The organism is Nocardia africana NBRC 100379 (genome assembly GCF_001612635.1).
In the GTDB taxonomy this organism is placed as follows: domain Bacteria; phylum Actinomycetota; class Actinomycetes; order Mycobacteriales; family Mycobacteriaceae; genus Nocardia; species Nocardia africana.
Genome location: NZ_BDAV01000002.1, coordinates 221,438 through 241,326, shown reverse-complemented (window position 1 = coordinate 241,326; position 19,889 = coordinate 221,438). Strand labels below are relative to the sequence as shown.

Below are 19,889 nucleotides of genomic sequence, written 5' to 3'. Positions count from 1 at the left end.
CATGATAACGATTACGCCACAGTTGGCCACTTCTAAACCAGCCATCACTGTCGGCGCAGGTCGGAGAGTATCCGGCGTCAGCCTCCGCTGTGCATCACATCGGCGGCCGCGGGCACGGTGGGATCCTCGGGATCGTCGAGCCAGCCCTCCGGCAGCACCACCTTCGCGGCCGGTGAGCCCTGTCGCCCGCGTGGTCCCTGCGCGTCCGCGGGGAACGGCACGTCCGGCGGCAGCTGGTCGATCAGCTCGCGCAGCCCGCTCAGGCTGCCCACGGTCGCGAAGCTGCGGCGCAGCTGCGAACCGAGCGGGAAGCCCATGAAGTACCAGGCCATATGTTTGCGGATATCGCGCATGGCCTTGTCCTCGCCGTCGTGGTCGACGAGCAGCGTCGCGTGCCGGTACAGGATCTCGCCGACCCGGCCCAGACGCGGTCCCTCCGGAATCGGCTCCCCGCGCAGCGCGGCACTCAGCTCGGCGAACAGCCACGGCCTGCCCAGGCAGCCGCGTCCGACGACCACACCGTCACAACCGGTTTCGGCGATCATCGCGAGTGCGTCTGCGGCGCTGAAGATATCGCCGTTGCCGAGTACCGGAATGGTGGTGACGGCTTCCTTGAGCCGCGCGATGGCCGACCAGTCGGCCGTGCCGGAGTACAGCTGCGCGGCGGTACGGGCGTGCAGTGACACCGCGGCGGCGCCCTCGGCCTCGGCGATGCGCCCGGTGTCGAGGTAGGTCTGATGGTCGTCGTCGATGCCGATGCGGAACTTGAAAGTCACCGGCACACCGGCGGGTTCGGCCGCGGCGACCATCTCCCGCACGATCTCGGCGAACAGCCGTCGCTTGTAGGGAAGCGCCGCACCACCGCCGAGCCGGGTGACCTTCTTCACGGGGCAGCCGAGGTTCATATCGATGTGGTCGGCCCACCCCTCGCCGACGATGATGCGCACCGCCTCGCCGAGCGTCTTCGGGTCCACGCCGTAGAGCTGCATCGAGCGAGGGTGCTCGTCCTCGTCGAAGGCCATCATGTGCAGCGTCTTCTCGTGCCGCTCGACCACGGCGCGGGCGGTGATCATCTCGCAGACGTAGATCGAGGTGCGGCTGCCGAATTCGCGGCAGAGCTTGCGGAACGCGACATTGGTGATCCCCGCCATCGGCGCGAGCACCACCGGCGGATCGACGGGGTAGGGGCCGATTCGCAGTCCGGTTCTGGTGTCTAGTGCCGCGGTCACGACTTCCAGTGTCCCATCCGAATGACAGTGCGAGAGATCACAGGGGTGCCCTGTGCATGCGACCGGGACCGGTGCCGCGCGGCACCGGTCCCGGTCGAAGTCGTGCGGAAGAGCTCAGCTCGCCGCGGTGAGGTCGCGTTCGCGCTTGGCGGCCTCGCGGGCCAGCATGCGGTCGCGCTGCTCCTCGAACTTCAGGACATCCTTGCTCAGCTTTTCCAGGAACAGGCCGAGCCGCTCGCGAGTCTGCTCGCCGCGCGCGGTGAAGTCGTCGCGCTCGAAGATCTGCCACTTCTTCAGCACCGGCTGCACCACGTCCTCGAGGTGCTGGCGCAGGTCGTAGATGCCGTGCTTGGCCATCAGCACACCGTTGCGGCGGAAGTTCGGCATTCCGGCGCCGGGCATCTGGAAGTTCTCGAGGATCAGGGTGATCGCGTCGAGGGCCTGATCGGGCGCCAGATCCAGTGCGGCGCCGCACATGTTGCGATAGAAGATCATGTGCAGGTTCTCGTCGGCGGCGACGCGCTGCAGCATGCGGTCGGCGATCGCGTCGTCGCACACCTTGCCGGTGTTGCGGTGGCTGACGCGGGTGGCCAGCTCCTGGAAGGTCACGTAGGCGACCGAGTGCAGGAAGCCGGCGTCGGCCTCGGCGGGGGAGGCGAAGCCGTTGGTCATGTGGACCATGCGGGCCTGCTCCAGCGCCACCGGGTCCACGCCGCGGGTGACCACGAGGTAGTCGCGCATCACGATGCCGTGGCGGTTCTCTTCGGCGGTCCAGCGGCCGACCCAGGTTCCCCAGGCGCCGTCCTGGGAGAAGTTCTCGGCGATTTCGCGGTGGTAGGAGGGCAGATTGTCCTCGGTGAGGAGGTTGGTGATCATCGCGGCCTTCGCCACTTCACTGAGCTTCGACTGCTCCGGGTCCCAGTCGACGCCGCCCAGCGCGGCGAAGTTGCGCCCCTCGTCCCACGGCACGTAGTCGTGCGGGTGCCATTCCTTGGCCATCGAAAGGTGCCGGTTGACGTTTTCTTCGGCAACCGGCTCCAACTCCGTCAGCAGCTCGAGTTGAGTCAGATCCCTTGCCATACATACGCCCTTCGGTGTTGTCGTGCGATATTGCTGGTCGCCCCCCTGCTGGCCGTGCCGCCGCCGCCCATACCTTACGGCACCGTAGGTGTGATGCGAAGCGCACCTGTATGAGTTCACAGCATCGGTGATCGAACTCATAAGGGCATTCGGCACATGCCCCAACCGGTGCGAGTGTAGGTGGGGGACCTGTGCGCCAACGGTGTATCGCGTGGGAGTCGAGAACGTTAGCCGAGCATCGGATCGACGGGTCCCGGGCGAGACGACGATGGGCCGGAGCTCTCGCTCCGGCCCATCGGTGTGCCCCCACCAGGGCTCGAACCTGGGACCTGCGGATTAAAAGTCCGTAGCTCTACCAACTGAGCTATAGGGGCGCGGTCCGCAAGTCTAATGTTTTGCGCGCGGAAGTGGTAACCGGTATCCGTGTGACACTGCAGCGGTAGGTATCTGCGCTGGTCGCGCGGCCTTCCGGGGCGGGTGGCGGCTCCCGGGGAGCGGGATCGCCGCCCACGGGATCCGAGCGTCCCTTCCGACGCGGGGGCCGCTCGCCTTCCCCGGCCCCGTGGACCTGTGCCCCGGCCCGCCGGCCCCGGAGCGGCGGGGCGTTCCCGTATACCCCGCCGATTGCCGGGCAATCTCCTTGCTCAGCAATTTGTTTCAGCGCGGAAGTGTGGAAACATTGTCCAAACGTAGTGCGTGACAACATATTTGGTACGGGAGGTGATCGTGTCGGTGGATCCGCCCGGTGGCCGACCGCAGCGGCCCGGATGAGTCCCGGGTTCCAGGGTGCCGGCCGGTGGTGGTGAACATTGCTGGGGCGCGCCGGAATTCGCATATGCGGGTGCTAACCGGGCATTTGCCACGAGCGGTCCCGGTTTCCGGTGAAGTGACTCCTCGGTACGTGGCGCGTCGTCTCGTGATTCGGGGTACGGTGATCGCTTGGTGAATTCCGGCGAACCGGGAGATCTTCCGGCGGTTGGGATTCGGCCGAAGGTTGTTGTGCCAGCACATGTCGCGACCGGCCGGGCCGGTCGCGAGGTCGGAGGAGACGACGTCGCAGGAGGCGGATCCGAGACGAATGAAACGCCCGGGTGCGCACCCCCTGCGGCGCACCCGGACGTCGAAACTATACCAGCTGGTGTGTTTCAAGTATCCCTGCGAATTTTCGTACCAAAAGTCTGAAAGCCGGGCGTTAGCCCGGAATTAAGTATTTGAAAATCTAATAACTTCTCGTCGAGGACCGTCTCCTATCGGTTCCTCCGGCGGCAAGCAGCTTCGGAGGCGTTTCGAGCATGGCACGGCAGCAAGAGCGGGCCCGCCGGACACGGGCGGCGATCATCAGGTCCGCCGCCGTTGAATTCGGGAAGAGCGGCTACGCCGCGGCATCGCTGAATCGCATATTGGAGGGATCGCGCGCGACCAAGGGCGCGATGTACTTCCATTTCGATTCCAAGGAGGATCTGGCCCGGGCGGTGCTGGACGCTGCCGTCGAACGATATCGCGCGACCAGCGAAAGATGGCTGGCCAGAACGGATCTCGAGCCGCTGGACGTCATGCACGGGATGATCGACGAGGTCGCGCTGCGGCTGGAGAACGACATCATCGCCCAGGCGGAGTTCCGGCTCGTGATCGAACCGGAGTTCTATCAGGACGCGCGGGCGGGCGGCAGCCGGATCGTCAGCCGGTCGGCGCGGCTGCTCGCGGTGCGCGCCGTCGACCGCAAGCAGCTGCGGCTGGACACCGACCCGGACCGGTTCACCCGCACCCTGGCGGCCGCGCTGGCCGGACAGCGCTACATCATCGATCTGCTCGGCGGCGGCGTCGATCTGCGCACCCGGTTCACCGAGGCCCTGGAGGTGATCATCGAGGCGATGGCGACTCAGGATTGGCTCGAGGAGTTCCGCCGGCACGGATGGAAGGCCTCGGCACGCCTGGAAGATCTGAATCTGGGCCTCTGACCAGCCGATTTGGGAATAGCGCAAAGCCTGTCATAAGCTATGCGAGCTCCCAACGGAAGCCGTTGAGGTACGGACCGGAGAGATCCGGCGGGCCCCCTTCGTCTAGCGGCCTAGGACGCCGCCCTTTCAAGGCGGTAGCGCGGGTTCGAATCCCGTAGGGGGTACGGTGGCAACACCGTTGAGAGCATGCAAGGCCCTGTGGCGCAGTTGGTTAGCGCGCCGCCCTGTCACGGCGGAGGTCGCGGGTTCGAGTCCCGTCAGGGTCGCTTTGTTGTACGGCATTCGGTTCGGGTGCCCCGGCCAGGTAGCTCAGTTGGTACGAGCGTCCGCCTGAAAAGCGGAAGGTCGCCGGTTCGATCCCGGCCTTGGCCACTTTCAAATCCCCTCGACCTGTGGTCGGGGGGATTTTTCGTGTCCGCTCGCTGAGCGCGATGAGACAGATTTCACGTCTGTCTTCGTCTCGGGGAGACGAATTTCGGCAGGAAAGCCGGTCGGGGTGGGGTTCGGGGCCTACCGTCCGTGGTGTGACGAAGGCGCACGATGGTGAGGTCGGTGCGGGCGAATATGTGGCCCGGATCGCCGCGCGGTTGAACGAGCAGGTGACCGGGGTCAGCTCGCTCATCAAGGATGCGCTCGAGGAGCGCATACCGGAGTTGCGTGGGGATGCGCGGACGGTGGAGTTGCTGGGGGCCAGTGTCGAGGGGAATGTCGACACGATTCTGCATGCGCTGCGGCACGGGATCGCGGTGGAGCGGATCACCGCGCCGACCGCCGCGCTCGAATACGCCCGGCGGCTCGCGCAGCACGGGGTGCCGGTGAATGCGCTGGTGCGGGCGTATCGGCTGGGGCAGCGCGGGTTGACCGAGTTGGTCTTCGCGGAGCTGCACGCCATAGATATGGAGCCGACCACCCGGATCGCGGTGATCGAGGAGATCACCGATGTGCTGTTCGCCTATATCGACTGGATCTCACAGCAGGTTGTCGCGGTCTACGAGGAGGAGCGCGAACGGTGGCTGGAGAACCGGAACAGCGTGCGCGCCATGCGGGTCCGTGAGGTGCTGGCCCAGGACACGGCCGTCGACGTCGACGACGCCACCGCCGCGATCCGGTATCCGCTGCGCCGCCATCACGTGGCGATGGTGCTCTGGTACCCGGACGCGGACTCCGACAGCGACGACCTGGCCCGGTTGCAGCGGTTCGTCCGCGACCTCGCCGGGGCCGTCGATGTGGCTGCCGCTCCGCTGTTCGCCGCGGCCGACCGCACCAGCGGATGGGTCTGGCTGCCCTACACCTCGGATCCCGATGATCCGGCCGCGCGGATCCGCCGCTTCGCCGCCACCCGGCCGGACGCACCTCATATCGCGATCGGCGCTGTGGGAGTCGGAGTCGAGGGATTCCGCCGCTCGCACCGTCAGGCCCAGCGGGCCCGCGCGGTCGCGGCCCGGAGTGGGGCGGCGGACAAGGTGGTGGCGGCCACCGATCCGGGCTTGACCGCGGCGGCATTGCTCGGCGAGAACCCGGCCGCCGTCCGGGACTGGGTCGGCGACGTCCTCGGACCGCTGGCGACCGACACCGCGAGCGACGCCCGGCTCCGCGACACCCTGCGTGTGTTCCTGCGCACCGGATCCAGTTACAAGGCGGCGGCACAGGAGCTGGGTCTGCACTACAACTCGGTGAAGTACCGGGTGAGCCGGGCGGTGTCCCGGCGTGGGCGGCCGATCGCCGACGACCGGCTCGACGTCGAGATCGCGCTGTTGGTCTGCCATTGGTACGGAAAATCGGTGCTCATGCGCTGAGCGCGCGAACGCCCGTACCGGTTGACGCATGGGCGCTGCCGGTCGTGCGGGCAGGTGGACAGTGATCGCCACATTCTTTGTCTCGCGGAGACGACACCTCCGCAGTAATTCGTTCACGCGCGACGGTGTGGTGCAGCTCACTACTTCCTACCGTTGTGAGGTCCGTTCGAGACCGATGATTCAGGACCCTCCATGCACCTTTCCGAGTTGCCCGACCTTCGAAGCCGCCACGATCCCGGCGCACCCTGTGTGGCCGACGATCAGGTCGAGTTGACCAACGCCGAATTCGCCGATGCGGTGCGGCGGGCCGCCACCGCGTTTGCCGCACAGGGAGTTTCGCCCGGCGATGTGGTCGCGGTGATGCTGCCGAACACAGTGACGCTGGTGGTATCCCTGTTCGCCGCCTGGCGGCTGGGCGCCGCGGTGACGCCGATCAATCCGTCGCTGGTTCCGGCCGAGGCCGGCTATCAGGGTGCCGACGCCGGCGCCAAGATCCTCGTAACCGATCGGCCGATGGATATCGGGGTCACCGTGCTCACGCCCGCCGAGCTCACCGCGACCCCACCCGCCGAGATCACCGCCGAAACCCGCGACGAGGCGCTGGCCCTGCTGGTCTACACCAGCGGAACCACCGGACGGCCCAAGGGCGTGATGCTCGACCACGCGAATCTGAACGCCATGTGCGCCATGGTGATCGGCGCCTTCGAGCTCACGGCCGCCGACCACAGTTTGCTGATCCTGCCGCTGTTCCACGTCAACGGGATCGTGGTGAGCACCCTGGCGCCACTGCTCGCCGGTGGGCGCACCACGATCGCGGGCCGGTTCGTTACCGGCACGTTCTTCGACCGCCTCGAGCGCAGTGGCGCCACCTATTTCTCCGCGGTGCCGACCATCTACACGATGCTGGCCGACCTGCCGCCGGAGGTCGCCCCCGATACCTCGGCGGTGCGTTTCGCGGTGTGTGGCGCGGCGCCGGCCAGTGCCGAACTGCTGCACAAGTTCGAAAACCGTTACGGCATACCGATCGTCGAGGGCTACGGATTGTCCGAGGGCACCTGCGCGAGCGTCGTCAATCCGCTGCGTGGCCGCCGCAAGCCGGGCACGGTCGGCCTGCCGCTGCCCGGCCAGACGATCCGCATCGCCGACCCCGACGGCAATCCGGTCGCCGACGGTAGCGCGGGCGAGGTGCTGATCCAGGGCCCGAATGTCATGCGCGGCTACCTGAATCGGCCGGAGGACACGGCCCGGACGATCGTCGACGGCTGGCTGCACACCGGCGATATCGGCCGCATCGACGCCGACGGCTATCTCGTCCTGGTGGACCGCGCCAAGGACATGATCATCCGCGGCGGCGAGAACATCTATCCCAAGGAGATCGAGACCGTCGTCTACCAGCTGCCCGAGGTTGCCGAGGCCGCGGTGGTCGGCCGGGCCAGCGAGCTCTACGGCGAGGAGCCGGTGCTGTTCCTCGCCCTGAATTCCGGCGCCACCCTCACCGCGGAGCAGGTGCTCGCCCATACCCGGCGGAATCTGTCGAAATACAAACTGCCCGTGGCGATCACCTTCCTCGACGACCTGCCCAAGAACGCCGTCGGCAAACTCGACAAACCGTCGCTGCGCCGCGCGCCGACCGCCTGATCCGCCCCACGAGAAGGAGATACATCCGATGGGATTCACGAAGCCGGATCTACCGGCAGTCGATCCGGACACATTCCTGCAGAAACCGCTGATGGAACGGATGCGCATCCTCGGCGCCGACTGGGCCGAAAACGGCTTCGGCTCACCGAAGATGGTGCATTGCGTCTACATCCTCAAGCTGATCGTGCTCTATGCGATCGGCGGAATCACCGTGGCCACACTGACTTCCGGCCTGCCGGCGTTCTGGCATGTCGCCGAATGGTGGGATCAGCCGATCGTCTATCAGAAGGCCGTCGTCTGGACGGTGCTGCTGGAGGTCGTCGGTCTCGCCGGTTCCTGGGGGCCGTTGGCAGGCAAGGTGAAACCGATGACCGGTGGCATCCTGTTCTGGGCCCGGCCCGGAACCATCCGGCAACGCCCGTGGGCGTGGGTGCCCGGCACCGGCGGTGATCGCCGCACCTGGTTCGACGTCACGCTGTATCTGGCCCTGCTCGCGAGTTTGGTGCTCGCGCTGGTTCTGCCCGGCGCGCACAGTGATTCGCTCGCGGCGGTGCTGCCGGACAACACCTCCGGGCTCATCGCTCCCGCCGTGCTGATCGCGCCGATCGTGCTGCTGATTCTCAACGGCCTGCGCGACAAGGTCGTGTTCCTCGGCGCCCGCGGCGAGCAGTATCTTCCGGCCCTGATCGCGTTCACGGTGTTCCCGTTCGTGAACATGATCGTCGCGTTGAAATTGCTGATCGTGGTCGTCTGGGTGGGCGCCGGCTTCTCCAAACTCGGCAAGCATTTCTCCAACGTGGTGCCGCCGATGGTGTCCAACAGCCCGTCGGTGCCGTTCAAGTCGGTCAAACGCGCGCACTACAAGGATTTCCCGCGCGATATGCGGCCCTCCGGCGTCGCGCATTTCATGGCCCACGTCAACGGCACCTGCGTGGAGATGCTGGTTCCGCTGGTGCTGCTGTTCTCCACGAACAAGTGGGTGACGCTGATCGCGGTGCTGATCATGGTGATCTTCCACCTCTTCATCGTCTCGACCTTCCCGCTGGCCGTGCCACTGGAATGGAACGTGCTGTTCGCCTACGCCACCGTCTTCCTGTTCCTGGGCTTCCCGGCCTGGAACGGCTACGCCGTGTCGGACATGTCGCCGGTGTGGCTGGTCGTTCCGGTGGTCGGCGCGCTGGTGTTCTTCCCGGTGCTCGGCAATCTGCGGCCCGACAAGGTCTCGTTCCTGCCGTCGATGCGGCAGTACGCGGGTAACTGGGCGTCGGCGGTGTGGACGTTCACCCCGGGCGCCGAGGAGAAGCTGAACCGGGTGACCCGCTCGGCCGCCAATCAGATCGACCAGTTCATCGAATTCGGTTACGAACCGCAGTGGGCGGAGATCACCCTGCAGAAGACGATCGCCTGGCGCACCCTGCACAGCCAGGGCCGCGGCCTGTTCTCGCTGCTGATCGCGCGGCTGCCCGATATCGATTCGCGCACGGTCCGGGAGGGGGAGTTCCTGTGCAACTCGATCGTGGGGTTCAATTTCGGTGACGGCCACTTCCACGACGAGGGGATGATCCGCGCGGTGCAGGACGAGGCTCGCTTCGAACCCGGCGAATGTGTGATCGCCTGGGTGGAGTCGGAGGCGTTCGGCAGCGGCGTGCAGCACTACAAGCTGATCGACGCCGCGCTGGGCGTGATCGAACGCGGTACCTGGCGGGTCGCGGACGCGGTGGCCGAGCAGCCCTGGCTGCCGAACGGGCCGATTCCGCTGCACCCCACCTGGACTCGTGCCGCTGCGGTGCGGATCGAACCCACGCAGGACGATTTCGGAGTGGTGGCGTGACAACCGCACTGGTGGTCGGCGGCGGGCCCAACGGGCTCGCCGCCGCCGTCGCCCTCGCCTCCGAAGGTGTCGAGGTCACGGTGCTCGAGGCGGCCGAGCAGGTCGGCGGCGGCACACGCAGCAGCGAGGCGATCGTTCCCGGTCTGCTGCACGACCACTGCTCGGCCATCCACCCGATGGCCGTCGGGTCCCCGTTCCTGACGAGCCTGGGCCTCGACCGCTACGGACTCGGCTGGCGGTTGCCCGAGATCGACTGTGTGCATCCGCTCGACGACGGCAGCGCCGGGGTGCTGTACCGCTCGGTCGAGCAGACCGCGGCCGGGCTCGGTCGCGACGGTTCGCGCTGGCGCCTGGCATTCGAGCGACCGGTGCGGCGGTACGACGCGCTGAGCGAGGACATCATGGGTCCGCTGCTGCGACTGCCGCACCACCCGCTGACGTTGGGCCGGTTCGGGGCGCCGACCCTGTTGCCCGGCTCCGCCTTCGCACGGCTGTTCCGGACCGAGCAGGCACGAGCGTTGTTCGGAGGTGTTGCGGCCCACGCCTTCCGGCCGCTGCATCATCCGCTCACCTCGGCCATCGGGCTCGGGATCCTCACGGCCGGGCATCGGCACGGCTGGGCGGTGGCCGAAGGCGGATCGCAGGCGATCAGCGATGCGATGGCGGCGCTGCTGGCGGAGCTGGGCGGAAAGATCGAGACCGGGGTGCGGATCGAGTCGGCCGCGCAGCTGGCACCGGCCGACATCACGATCTTCGATCTGGCACCCGATGCCGTCGGCCGCATTCTCGGGGATCGGCTGCCGCGCCGAGTTCGTCGGGCGTTCAGCCGCTTCCGTCGCGGCCCCGGCGCGTTCAAGGTGGATTTCGCGGTGGCGGACGGAGTGCCGTGGACCAACCCGCACGCCCACCGCGCCGGCACCGTCCATCTCGCCGGGACCTACGGAGAGCTCGCCGCGACCGAACGCGAGATCCACGCGGGCCGCATGCCCGAGCGTCCGTTCGTCCTGGTCGGCCAGCAATATCTGGCCGATCCGCAGCGCTCGGCAGGCGATGTGCACCCGGTGTGGAGTTATGCGCACGTCCCCAACGGCTACCCCGGCGACGCGACCGAGGCGATCATCGCGCAGATCGAGCGGTTCGCGCCCGGCTTCCGGGAACGCATTGTGGGACAGGCGGTTCGCTCGACGACCGAGATGGCCGTCTACAACCCGAACTACGTCGGCGGCGACATCATGACCGGCGCCAAGGACATCCGCCAGCTGGTGTTCGGGCCGCGAACCACATTGTCCCCCTATAGTCTCGGCGTTCCCGGCATGTACATCTGTTCGGCGGCAACCCCACCCGGGCCGGGAGCGCACGGGATGTGCGGCGCCAATGCGGCCGAGCTCGCGCTCGCCGAGGTGGGGCGCGGGTAGCGGCCGAGGCGCCTGCCCCGCCCGATCACTTCAAGACGTTGACCGCCCGCGCGATGACCAGCGCCGCGGTGATCAGCGACAGCGCGGATTCGGCCATCATCAGCGTCTTGGCCCAGCGCGACATCGGCATCACGTCGGTGGGGCTGAAGGCGGTGGCATTGGTGAACGACAGGTAGAGGTAGTCCACGAATTCCGGTTCCCAGTCGGCGGGGGAGAGTCCGGGATTCTGCATCTGGACGAACAGGAAATCGGGTAGTTGTTTGCGAGCGTGCGCTCGCGCTGCCGGGCCGCCGCGATCGAGTTCCCAGAACCAGAGCGCGAAGACGGTGACGTTGGTCAGCCAGATCGCCGCACCCGAGCCGAGTAGCACGGGCGGATCATTGCTGAGGGTGCCGTCGATGAGCCCGGCCACGAGGCGGAACACCGACCACGCGGTGGCGATGCCGAGCAGCGCCGACAATCCCAGACCGCACCAGCGCAGCCAGATCTCCTCCCGGTTCAACCGCACCGGGCTGCTCACCACCAGCACAACCAGCAGCACTGTTTCCAGCATCGGCAGCAGCCAGACCGGGCGCAGCTGAAAGTGGCCGGGTAGCAGCAGTTGCAGGACGATGATGCCCACCATCGCGGCGGTGGCCGCCCAGCGTGATTCGCCGGCCGTGCGGCGCGCCCACGCCGGAACGTCGTCGGTGTCGTTCTCGGAACCGCTCACCCGTGCAGTATCGCCCGCTCCGCGCCCGCCGGCAGCGTGGCACGCGCTCGGGTTGCTACCTGCGCTCAGCGGGGCCGGACCCCGGTATCGCCCGGTCCGCCAGGACGACCCGCGGTGCCGTCAGACCGCTCGTTTCCGGGGTGGCAGGGGTACGAAGGCCGAAACCCGCTGCACCACATCCCGATACGCGGGCCGCCTCTGGAGACTGCGCTGCTCCATCATCGGAATGCTGACGCCCACGAACATCGCCACCATGGTCACCACACCCGTGAGAACCCACCAGCTGTCCGGGGCGGCGGAGAGTCCGAACAGGCCGAACGACAGCCAGACGCCGCACTCACCGAAGTAGTTCGGATGCCGCGACCACGCCCACACTCCGCGGTCCATGACCTCGCCGGGAGATTTGGTGGCGGCGAAGCGATGCATCTGCAGGTCGGCGACGGCTTCCAGCGCCACCGCGCCCGCGCCGATCACGAAGGCGACGACGTCGAGCACGCCGAACGGTTCGCCGGCTCGCGTCGCCACCACGTACACCGGAATCATCCCGGCGAACACCTGCAGCGTCGGAAAGACGTGAATGCCGAACAGATCCGCGGCGAAGGCGAATCTGCCCGCGCGTTCGCGCACCATCGGGTAGCGCCAATCCTCGTGGTGCATACCGGGAAAGGTCGATATCCAGTTGGCGGTGAGCCGCACCGCCCACACCAGCATGACCGCCATCATCAGCCACCAGCGAGCCGTATTCGACGGCTCGTCGCTGCGGATCCACCAATAGAAGGCCAGCAGCGGCGGGATCACGCTCCAGTACGGGTCGTAGAAACTGGAATTCTCGTAGATCCGGCTGAAGACGAAGACCACGACGGTCGCGATCAGATCGGCGATCAGCCCGTCCAGCCACAGCTGCCCGGTGCCCGGACCCCACAGCAGCCACACCAGTGCGACCGCGACGGCGACCACATAGGCCGCCGTCACTCGAATCAGGGAGCCCGTTCTGCTCATGTGCGCACTCTATGCACCATGCGGCTGGGCCGAGCGGGAATTCGCCCTAGCGGGACACGAACCGGTCCAAGCGGCGGGCGGTTTCCGCAGTGTGGAGCAGTGCGCCGATCTCGGTGCGCTCCAGCGCATATCCCTCTTCGGTGTGCGCCGCGTCGATACATCGTTTGGCGGCGGCGTAGGCGTCCCCGGGGAGATCGGCCAGGCGTTCGGCGAGTGCCATCGCCGTAGCCGCGGCATCGTCGACCGACCGGTGCACCACGCCGAGCCGTTCGGCCGTCGTCGCGTCGATCAGCTCCGCGCCGAGAATCAGCCGATACGCGGTGGCGGGCCCGGCCAGGCGGGTCAGCCGCTGGGTGCCGCCCGCGCCCGGTAGCAGGCCGATCCCCACCTCGGGCAGGCCGAGCCGGGCCGTCCCGCGTGCGACGCGGAAGTCGCAGGCCAGAGCCAGTTCGAAGCCACCGCCGGTGGCGGCGCCGTCGATCGCCGCGATCGTCGGTTTCGGCAGGTCCGCCAGGGCGGCGAACGCGTCCTGCAACAGCTGGCAGAAATTCTGCAAGCGTTGTCCGCGGTCGGGCAGTTCCCGCCAGGAATCCATCATCGCGATATCGGCGCCCGCGCAGAACACCTTCGCCGCACTGCGCACCACGACCGCACGCACCGCCGTATCGGCGCCGAGTTCGGCCACCGCCGTGGCGAATTCGCGAGCCTGCTCCTCGTCGAAGGCATTGACCGGCGGGCGGTCGAGGGTGAGGACGCCGACGGCGCCGGTACGAGACAGCGTGACCGACAAGGTATTTCACTCCATGAGATGTCGATACGCGTCCACGGCACCGGGAGTGAGCAGAGTGGGCAGCACGAAACGCACCTGTGCCCGGATGTACTGCTCCACGGTGTAGCGCGGCGCGAAATGCCAATGTTTGAGGGCCCAGGCGTGGGCGAGCATCATCAGATTGAAGACGACGAGGTCCGGATCGAGGTCGTTCATCAGCCCGGCCGCGATACCCGCCTCGACGGCGTCCCGCAGCGGTGCGGAGGTTTCGACCTCGAGCTCCTTGATCCGTTCGCGGCCTTCCGGATCGAGGGTGCGGCTCTCCCGGTAGGTCAGGACCACGGCATCGAGGTTCTCGTCGACGATTTCCACATAGTGGCGGAAACCGGCGACGAGCCGCTCCACCGGATCCGCGCCGGCCGCGTCCATGGCCGGAGCCAGTTCGTCCCGGAAGGCATCGAGAATATCGACGATGGCCGCGAGCAGCAGGTCTTCCTTACCGCCGAAATACTTGTAGATGAGCCCGACGCTCACATCGGCCCGATCGGCGAGCGCCTGCATCGACATCTGATGAAAGCCCGTGGTCTGCATGACGGCGACGGCCGCGTTGAGGAGTTGACGCCGGCGCGAGCTGGTTCGCACCGCGCGCACCGCCTCCTCGAGTTCCATCGGTGCGGATCGCTTCGCCATCGGGCATACCCTTCCGTATCTGCGCAGTCGAATGAACGACGGTTCACTCAACTCTAGAGTGGTCCATCGACGATCAGATGCCCAGTTCCTTCGCGATGATCGTCTTCATGATCTCGGTGGTGCCGCCGTAGATGCTCTGGATGCGCGCATCGACGAAGGCCCGCGACACCGCGTATTCGCGCATATAGCCGTAGCCGCCATGCAATTGCAGGCAGCGGTCGGCGACCCGCATCTGCAATTCGGTGGTCCACCATTTCAACCGGGCGGCGCGGTCCGCGGTGAGGCCGCCGGAGATGTGTTCGGCGAGGCAGTCGTCGAGGAAGGTGCGCGCGATATCGAGTTCGGTCGCCAATTCCGCGAGCACGAATCGCGTGTTCTGGAAGCTCGCGATCGAGGTGCCGAAGGCCTTGCGTTCGCGCACGTAGTCCAGCGTGTGCGCGAGCACGCCCTCGGCCGCCGCGACCGCGCCGACCGAGAGCGACAGCCGTTCCTGCGGCAGATTGCGCACCAGCTGATAGAAGCCCTCGCCCTCCGCGCCGAGCCGGTTCGCCACCGGCACCCGCATCCCGGTGAAGGTGAGCTCACTGGTGTCCTGGGCGTGCAGGCCGATCTTCTCCAGGTTGCGGCCGCGGCCGAATCCCGGTGTCCCGGCCTCGACGACCAGCAGCGTCAACCCCTTGTGCTTGTCCTCGCCGGTGCGGACCGCGACCACGAACAGATCGCCGTTCTGCCCGTTCGAGATGAAGGTCTTGCTGCCGTCGACCACGTAGTACTCGCCGTCGCGGACGGCAGTGGTGCGAATACCGGTGAGATCGCTGCCCGCACCCGGTTCGGTCATGGCGATCCCCAGGACGGTCTCACCGGTGACGACGCCGGGCAGCCAGCGGGCCTTCTGCTCCTCGTCGGTGAGATCGGTCAGGTAGGGCAGCACCACATCGTTCTGCAGGGAGAACGCGATACCCGCCGCGGCCGCACCCGCCCGCGTGATCTCCTCGATCACGATGGCGTGGTAGCGGAAATCCTCGACCCCCGGCCCGCCGAAACGTTCCGGGACCGGGAAGCCGAGCAGTCCCAGCTTGCCCGCCTCGGTGAACAACGACCGGTCCAGGCGGCCGGCGTGTTCCCAGTCCTCGTGGGCCGGGGCGACCGTCTGCCGTACGAAATCGCGGACCACGGAACGGAATTGGCGGTGTTCGGAGTCGTACTCCAGTCGTGCGTTCATGGGACCTCTTGTCAGCGGAAGGCGTTCTGGCCGGTGAAGGCCTGGCCGAGCACGAGTTGATGCATCTCCGGCGTCCCCTCGTAGGTGAGGACGGACTCGAGATTCACCATGTGCCGGATGATCGGATATTCGAGCGAAATACCGTTGCCGCCCAGGATCGTTCGCGCGGTGCGGCAGATCTCGATCGCCTCGCGGGTGTTGTTGAGTTTGCCGAAACTCACCTGTTCGGGCCGCAGTCCGACCGAATCCTTGAGCCGGCCCAGGTGCAGCGAAAGCAGCTGGCCCTTGTGCAGTTCGACGGCCATATCGGTGAGTTTGGCCTGGGTCAGCTGAAATCCGGCGATCGGACGGCCGAACTGGTTGCGCTGCATCGAATAATCGCGGGCCGCCTGCCACGCCGAGCGCGCCGCGCCCATCGAACCCCAGATGATGCCGTAGCGCGCCTCGGACAGACTCGACAGCGGCGCCTTCACCCCCCGGCCCTCGGGCATCATCGCCTCGGCGGGCAGGCGCACGTCGTCGAGGACCAGTTCGCTGGTGATCGAGGCGCGCAGCGACAGCTTGTGTTCGATGGTGTGCGCGCTGAATCCCCGGGTGTCGGTGGGCACGATGAAACCGCGGATGCCCTCGTCGGTATCGGCCCACACCACCGCGACATCGGCGATCGAGCCGTTGGTGATCCACATCTTGCGGCCGTTGAGGATCCAGTCGTCACCGTCGCGCTTGGCGCGGGTCTGCATGGCCGACGGATCGCTTCCGACATCCGGTTCGGTGAGGCCGAAGCAGCCGATGATCTCGCCCGCGGCCATACCCGGCAGCCACCGCTGCTTCTGTTCTTCCGAACCGTTGTTCCAGATGGAGAACATGGCCAGCGAGCCCTGGACCGAGACCAGGGAGCGGATACCGGAATCGCACGCCTCGAGTTCCAGACAGGCCAGGCCGTAGTGCACGGCCGAGGCGCCGCTGCATCCGTAACCCTCGAGATGCATGCCGAGTAGGCCGAGCCTGCCGAATTCGCGGGCCAGATCGCGCGCGCCGGGCAGATCGCCCGCCTCGAACCAGTCGGCGATATGCGGGGTGATGTGCTCGGCGCAGAAGCCGCGCACACTGTCGCGCACCGCCCGCTCGTCCTCGGACAGCAGCGAATCGATGGCCAGTGGGTCGAGTGCGTCGAATGCGGGGGGACGTTTCGCGCTCATGTTCTTTCCTTGTCCGGATAGGTGAACAGGCCGGCCGCGGCGTCGTCGCGGGCCTGTTCGGTGAGTTTGTAGTGCAGTTTCTTGCCGGTGGCCGACACCGGCAGCGAATCCACGAAGCGGTAGGCGCGCGGGCGTTTGAACGCCGAGAGCATGGGATGAGTGCGGCAGTGCCGATCCAGCTCTGCCACGCCCACTCCGGGCTCGGCCGCGACCACATAGGCCACCACCACCTGCCCCCAGCGCTCGTCGGGAATGCCCACCACGAGGCAGTCGTCTACGCCGGGATGTTCGTTGAGCGCCTCCTCGACCTGGACGGGATGGACGTTCTCGCCGCCGGACAGCAGCATGTCGTCCTTACGTCCGACGATGGTGACGAATTCCTGCTCGTCCCAGGTGGCGAGGTCACCGATATACAACCAGCCGCGATGGAACTTGCGGGCCTCCTGGTCGGGCGAGTCGACGTAGGCGCCCGCGCCCTTCGGGGAGCGGACGATGACCTCGCCCACTTCCGTCCCGTCCTTGGCGACGGTCTCCTCGGGCTCGGCCCGCCGGCCGTCGAATACCCGCACCACCGCCACATCGTCGTCGATGCACGCGCGCCCGGCGGTTCCGGCCATGGCCGGCAGATCGGCCGGGCGCAGGAAGGTGTTCCAGAATCCCTCGGTACTGCCGTATCCGTTGAAGATATTGGGATTCAACACCTTCTGATAGCGCAGCGCTGCCTCGCGTTCCAGCGGAGCGCCCATCGTGACGATGCCGCTCAGGCTCGACAAATCGCGGCGCCGGGCCTCCTGTGCCTGGGCGAGCATGGCCAGATTGGTCGGCGCGCCGATCAGGAAGGTCAGGCCGTAGCGCTGCACATGATCCAGGGTGGTGTCGGCGTCGAAGGCGCGCATCGGCACCAGGGACGAACCGAGGTAGAACGTGGGATTCGGTCCCGCGCAATACAATCCGCCGCGGTGGAACCACGGGGTCATGTTGAGCGTCTTGTCCTCGGGCGACAGCGGGAAGTGCATGATGACGTCGTGTGCGCTGAAGATCTCCACCAGGCTGTTGAGCGGGACGCCCTTCGGCATCCCGGTGGTGCCGGAGGTATAGAGGCGCGTGGTCTCGTCCCACACCGTGCGCTGGGTGTCGAGCGGCCGCGCCGTCGCCGCGAACAACTCGTCGAAGCGGAGCGCGCCCGGTAGCGGCTCGCCCGGGCCCGAAGCCACCAGCAGTGCGGGACGAAACTCGCTGCGCTCCAGCGCGTCTCGCACCATCGCCGTGAGGTCGGTGTCGTAGACGAAGACCCGCGGACGGTTCGACGCGAGGATGTAGGACGTCTCACCGGCGGCGAGCCGGAAGTTCATCGGCGAGCCGACGGCTCCGGCGGCCTGCGTCGCCAGATAGAGCGCGGCGAACTCGACCCCGTTGAACAGCTGATACGCCACGACGTCACCCGGCTCGACGCCGGCGTCGGCGAGGCCGGTGGCCAGCCGGTCGACCCGGTCGCCCAGTTCGGCGTAGGTGACGGTGGTCCCGGTCGCCGGATCCTCGATCGCCGGGTGGTGGGCGTAGCGGTGGACGTTGCGCCGGAAACCGTTGAGATAGGTGAAATCGTGTTCGAAGTACTGCCGGTAGGCATGCGCGTCGTACATCTGGTCCTCCGAAGGTCGGCTCGGCGCTCAGCCGGCCATGGTGAGTCCGCCGCTGACGCTGAGCACCTGACCGGTGATGAACGACGCGTCGGGGGAGGCGAAGAACAGGGCCGGGGCGGCGACCTCCTCCGGCCGGGCGAGGCGGCGGAACGGAATCGCCTTGATCAGCGCCTCTTTCAGCTTCTCGTCCTGAGCCTGGAACAGCGGGGTGTCGGTCGGCCCGGGGCAGATGCAGTTGACGGTGATGGAGTAGCGGGCCATCTCGCGCGCCAGTGATTTGGTCAGGGCGATCACTCCACCCTTGGCGCCGGCGTAGATGGTCTCCCCGGAGCTGCCGACCCGCCCGGCGTCGCTGGCCAGGTTGACCACCCGCCCGCCGCCGGCCTCCACCATGCCCGGCAGGAACGCGCTGCACATGTGCACCGGTCCCAGATAGTTGATCGCGACCACCTTCTGCGCGAATTCCGGTGTGGCGTCTAGGAACTTGTCCGTGCGATCCCAGCCGGCGGCATTGACCAGGATGTCCGGCACATCGACCTCGGCGTGCACCTGATCGCGCAGGGCCGCCACCTGCGCGGCGTCGGCGATGTCGACCTTCATCGCGACGATGCGATCGGGTTGCTGTTCGGCGGTGCGCTTGGCGGCGTCGAGATCCAGATCGGCGGCCACGACCCGGTCGCCGCGTGCGGCCAGGGCCAGGGTGATCGCCCGGCCGATGCCCGAGCCGGCTCCGGTGACTACCGCAATGCTGTTGTCGCTCATGGTGTCTCGGTCCTCAGTTGGCGTTCGCGCGGGCGGAGGGGAAGTTGGGGGCGCGCTTCTCGCGCAGGGCGGTATAGCCCTCGGTGACGTCGGGGCCCATGAAGCAGAGCATTTCGTAGGCGGCGGACTGGTCGAAGATCGGACCGGCCTGCTTGAGCCAGTTGTTGAGCGCCTTCTTCGTCCACCGGATGGCCAGCTGGGAACCGGCGGCCAGTTTGTTCGCGACCGCCAGCGCGTCGTCGAGCACCTGTTCGCGCGGCACCGCGCTGGTGACCATGCCGATGCGCTCGGCCTCGGCGCCGGCGACCATCTCGCCGGTCAGCAGGTAGTACTTGGCCTTGGCCATACCGGACAGCAGCGGCCAGAGGATCGCCGCGTGATCGCCGGCGGCCACACCGAGCTTCACATGCCCGTCGCCCAGCTTCGCGTCTTCGGCGCAGATCGAGATGTCCGAGAGCAGCGCCACCACCAGCCCCGCACCGACCGCGACGCCGTTGATCGCGGCGACGACCGGCTTCTCGCAGTTGATCATGTTGTAGACCAGGTCGCTCATCTCCTGCAGCATGTTCGCCACCCGCTCGTGGTTGCCGGCCATGCGCTCGACCATCGCCAGGTCACCGCCCGCGGAGAACGCCTTCCCGGCGCCGGTGATCACCGCCACCCGGGTTTCGGGATCGGCGGAGACATCCGTCCAGACCCGGGCCAGCTCCGCGTGCATCTGCTCGTCGGCGGCGTTGTATTTCTCCGGCCGGTCGATGGTGATCAGCAGGACGCCGTCGTCCGGGCGTTTGAACGTGAGCTGCGAGTAGGTCGAGAAATCCATGGCGCTTCCTTCTGTTCCGGCGAGTCGGCGAGCGGATCACCGGCGAATGAATGAGTGAACTGGCATTTGTTGTGAATGAACGTACATTCAATGCGTGGGTGTGTCAAGGACCACAGGCGGGACTCG

The 19,889-nt window shown here is 67.1% G+C and carries 16 protein-coding genes and 4 tRNA genes; 8 read left to right on the top strand and 12 right to left on the bottom strand.

What is annotated here, in order from left to right; translation table 11 throughout:
• Positions 1 to 77: 77 nt before the first annotated feature.
• The 3 genes from dusB to NA3_RS02575 all read right to left on the bottom strand — a co-directional run bounded on the left by dusB (position 78) and on the right by NA3_RS02575 (position 2,683).
• Positions 78 to 1,199: a tRNA dihydrouridine synthase DusB gene (gene dusB / locus NA3_RS02585; protein ID WP_218021763.1), complete on the bottom strand. Its 1,122-nt coding sequence runs from the start codon at positions 1,197 to 1,199 to the stop codon at positions 78 to 80.
• A gap of 144 nt (positions 1,200 to 1,343) precedes the next feature.
• Complete coding sequence (locus NA3_RS02580; protein WP_062961950.1) at positions 1,344 to 2,309, bottom strand: acyl-ACP desaturase; 966 nt, start codon at positions 2,307 to 2,309, stop codon at positions 1,344 to 1,346.
• A gap of 301 nt (positions 2,310 to 2,610) precedes the next feature.
• Positions 2,611 to 2,683, bottom strand: a tRNA-Lys gene (locus tag NA3_RS02575).
• A 918-nt stretch (positions 2,684 to 3,601) separates the two neighbouring features.
• Between NA3_RS02575 and NA3_RS02570 the strand changes: the two genes are divergently transcribed.
• The 8 genes from NA3_RS02570 (at position 3,602) to NA3_RS02535 (ending at position 10,947) form a co-directional block, all read left to right on the top strand.
• Entirely contained in the window at positions 3,602 to 4,267 is a 666-nt protein-coding gene (locus NA3_RS02570; RefSeq protein WP_062961949.1) for a TetR family transcriptional regulator, read from the top strand.
• Positions 4,268 to 4,358: 91 nt separating this feature from the next.
• Positions 4,359 to 4,431: transfer RNA gene (locus NA3_RS02565), tRNA-Glu, on the top strand.
• A gap of 28 nt (positions 4,432 to 4,459) precedes the next feature.
• Positions 4,460 to 4,533, top strand: a tRNA-Asp gene (locus NA3_RS02560).
• A gap of 32 nt (positions 4,534 to 4,565) precedes the next feature.
• Positions 4,566 to 4,639, top strand: a tRNA-Phe gene (locus NA3_RS02555).
• A 152-nt stretch (positions 4,640 to 4,791) separates the two neighbouring features.
• On the top strand, positions 4,792 to 6,063 hold the full coding sequence (locus NA3_RS02550; RefSeq protein ID WP_062961948.1) for a PucR family transcriptional regulator: 1,272 nt from the start codon (positions 4,792 to 4,794) through the stop codon (positions 6,061 to 6,063).
• 192 nt (positions 6,064 to 6,255) lie between these two features.
• Positions 6,256 to 7,701, top strand: a complete 1,446-nt coding sequence (locus NA3_RS02545) for a class I adenylate-forming enzyme family protein (protein WP_062961947.1) — start codon at positions 6,256 to 6,258, stop codon at positions 7,699 to 7,701.
• A 28-nt stretch (positions 7,702 to 7,729) separates the two neighbouring features.
• A complete protein-coding gene (locus tag NA3_RS02540; RefSeq protein WP_062961946.1) occupies positions 7,730 to 9,532 on the top strand; it encodes a DUF3556 domain-containing protein in 1,803 nt (600 codons plus the stop codon).
• Complete coding sequence (locus NA3_RS02535; protein ID WP_062961945.1) at positions 9,529 to 10,947, top strand: phytoene desaturase family protein; 1,419 nt, start codon at positions 9,529 to 9,531, stop codon at positions 10,945 to 10,947. The genes NA3_RS02540 and NA3_RS02535 overlap by 4 nt, the downstream gene beginning before the upstream one ends.
• Positions 10,948 to 10,972: 25 nt before the next feature.
• Here NA3_RS02535 and NA3_RS02530 read toward each other — a convergent pair whose 3' ends face one another.
• The 9 genes from NA3_RS02530 to NA3_RS02490 all read right to left on the bottom strand — a co-directional run bounded on the left by NA3_RS02530 (position 10,973) and on the right by NA3_RS02490 (position 19,763).
• On the bottom strand, positions 10,973 to 11,659 hold the full coding sequence (locus NA3_RS02530; RefSeq protein WP_062961944.1) for a DUF1345 domain-containing protein: 687 nt from the start codon (positions 11,657 to 11,659) through the stop codon (positions 10,973 to 10,975).
• A gap of 120 nt (positions 11,660 to 11,779) precedes the next feature.
• Positions 11,780 to 12,658, bottom strand: a complete 879-nt coding sequence (locus tag NA3_RS02525) for a DUF1295 domain-containing protein (RefSeq protein WP_062961943.1) — start codon at positions 12,656 to 12,658, stop codon at positions 11,780 to 11,782.
• A gap of 46 nt (positions 12,659 to 12,704) precedes the next feature.
• Positions 12,705 to 13,448: an enoyl-CoA hydratase/isomerase family protein gene (locus NA3_RS02520; RefSeq protein ID WP_062961942.1), complete on the bottom strand. Its 744-nt coding sequence runs from the start codon at positions 13,446 to 13,448 to the stop codon at positions 12,705 to 12,707.
• A gap of 6 nt (positions 13,449 to 13,454) precedes the next feature.
• Positions 13,455 to 14,117: a TetR/AcrR family transcriptional regulator gene (locus tag NA3_RS02515; protein ID WP_062961941.1), complete on the bottom strand. Its 663-nt coding sequence runs from the start codon at positions 14,115 to 14,117 to the stop codon at positions 13,455 to 13,457.
• A 73-nt stretch (positions 14,118 to 14,190) separates the two neighbouring features.
• Positions 14,191 to 15,339: an acyl-CoA dehydrogenase family protein gene (locus NA3_RS02510; RefSeq protein WP_062961940.1), complete on the bottom strand. Its 1,149-nt coding sequence runs from the start codon at positions 15,337 to 15,339 to the stop codon at positions 14,191 to 14,193.
• 11 nt (positions 15,340 to 15,350) lie between these two features.
• Positions 15,351 to 16,538 (bottom strand): acyl-CoA dehydrogenase, encoded by a 1,188-nt coding sequence (locus NA3_RS02505; protein WP_062961939.1) that lies wholly within the window; start codon positions 16,536 to 16,538, stop codon positions 15,351 to 15,353.
• Complete coding sequence (locus NA3_RS02500) at positions 16,535 to 18,178, bottom strand: class I adenylate-forming enzyme family protein (RefSeq protein ID WP_062961938.1); 1,644 nt, start codon at positions 18,176 to 18,178, stop codon at positions 16,535 to 16,537. Before NA3_RS02500 ends, NA3_RS02505 begins: the two co-directional genes overlap by 4 nt.
• Positions 18,179 to 18,205: 27 nt before the next feature.
• Positions 18,206 to 18,940 carry an SDR family NAD(P)-dependent oxidoreductase gene (locus NA3_RS02495; RefSeq protein WP_062961937.1) on the bottom strand — a complete coding sequence of 245 codons (735 nt, stop codon included), beginning with the start codon at positions 18,938 to 18,940 and terminating at the stop codon, positions 18,206 to 18,208.
• A gap of 13 nt (positions 18,941 to 18,953) precedes the next feature.
• Complete coding sequence (locus NA3_RS02490) at positions 18,954 to 19,763, bottom strand: enoyl-CoA hydratase/isomerase family protein (protein ID WP_062961936.1); 810 nt, start codon at positions 19,761 to 19,763, stop codon at positions 18,954 to 18,956.
• Positions 19,764 to 19,889: the final 126 nt, after the last annotated feature.

Bases quoted from the DNA above. Each gene is read 5' to 3' on its own strand.
- NA3_RS02510 (WP_062961940.1), bottom strand. From the start codon at position 15,339: ATGAACGCACGACTGGAGTACGACTCCGAACACCGCCAATTCCGTTCC.
- NA3_RS02540 (WP_062961946.1), top strand. From the start codon at position 7,730: ATGGGATTCACGAAGCCGGATCTACCGGCAGTCGATCCGGACACATTC.
- NA3_RS02580 (WP_062961950.1), bottom strand. From the start codon at position 2,309: ATGGCAAGGGATCTGACTCAACTCGAGCTGCTGACGGAGTTGGAGCCG.
- NA3_RS02495 (WP_062961937.1), bottom strand. From the start codon at position 18,940: ATGAGCGACAACAGCATTGCGGTAGTCACCGGAGCCGGCTCGGGCATC.
- NA3_RS02500 (WP_062961938.1), bottom strand. From the start codon at position 18,178: ATGTACGACGCGCATGCCTACCGGCAGTACTTCGAACACGATTTCACC.
- NA3_RS02505 (WP_062961939.1), bottom strand. From the start codon at position 16,538: ATGAGCGCGAAACGTCCCCCCGCATTCGACGCACTCGACCCACTGGCC.
- NA3_RS02490 (WP_062961936.1), bottom strand. From the start codon at position 19,763: ATGGATTTCTCGACCTACTCGCAGCTCACGTTCAAACGCCCGGACGAC.
- NA3_RS02570 (WP_062961949.1), top strand. From the start codon at position 3,602: ATGGCACGGCAGCAAGAGCGGGCCCGCCGGACACGGGCGGCGATCATC.
- NA3_RS02525 (WP_062961943.1), bottom strand. From the start codon at position 12,658: ATGAGCAGAACGGGCTCCCTGATTCGAGTGACGGCGGCCTATGTGGTC.
- NA3_RS02545 (WP_062961947.1), top strand. From the start codon at position 6,256: ATGCACCTTTCCGAGTTGCCCGACCTTCGAAGCCGCCACGATCCCGGC.
- NA3_RS02515 (WP_062961941.1), bottom strand. From the start codon at position 14,117: ATGGCGAAGCGATCCGCACCGATGGAACTCGAGGAGGCGGTGCGCGCG.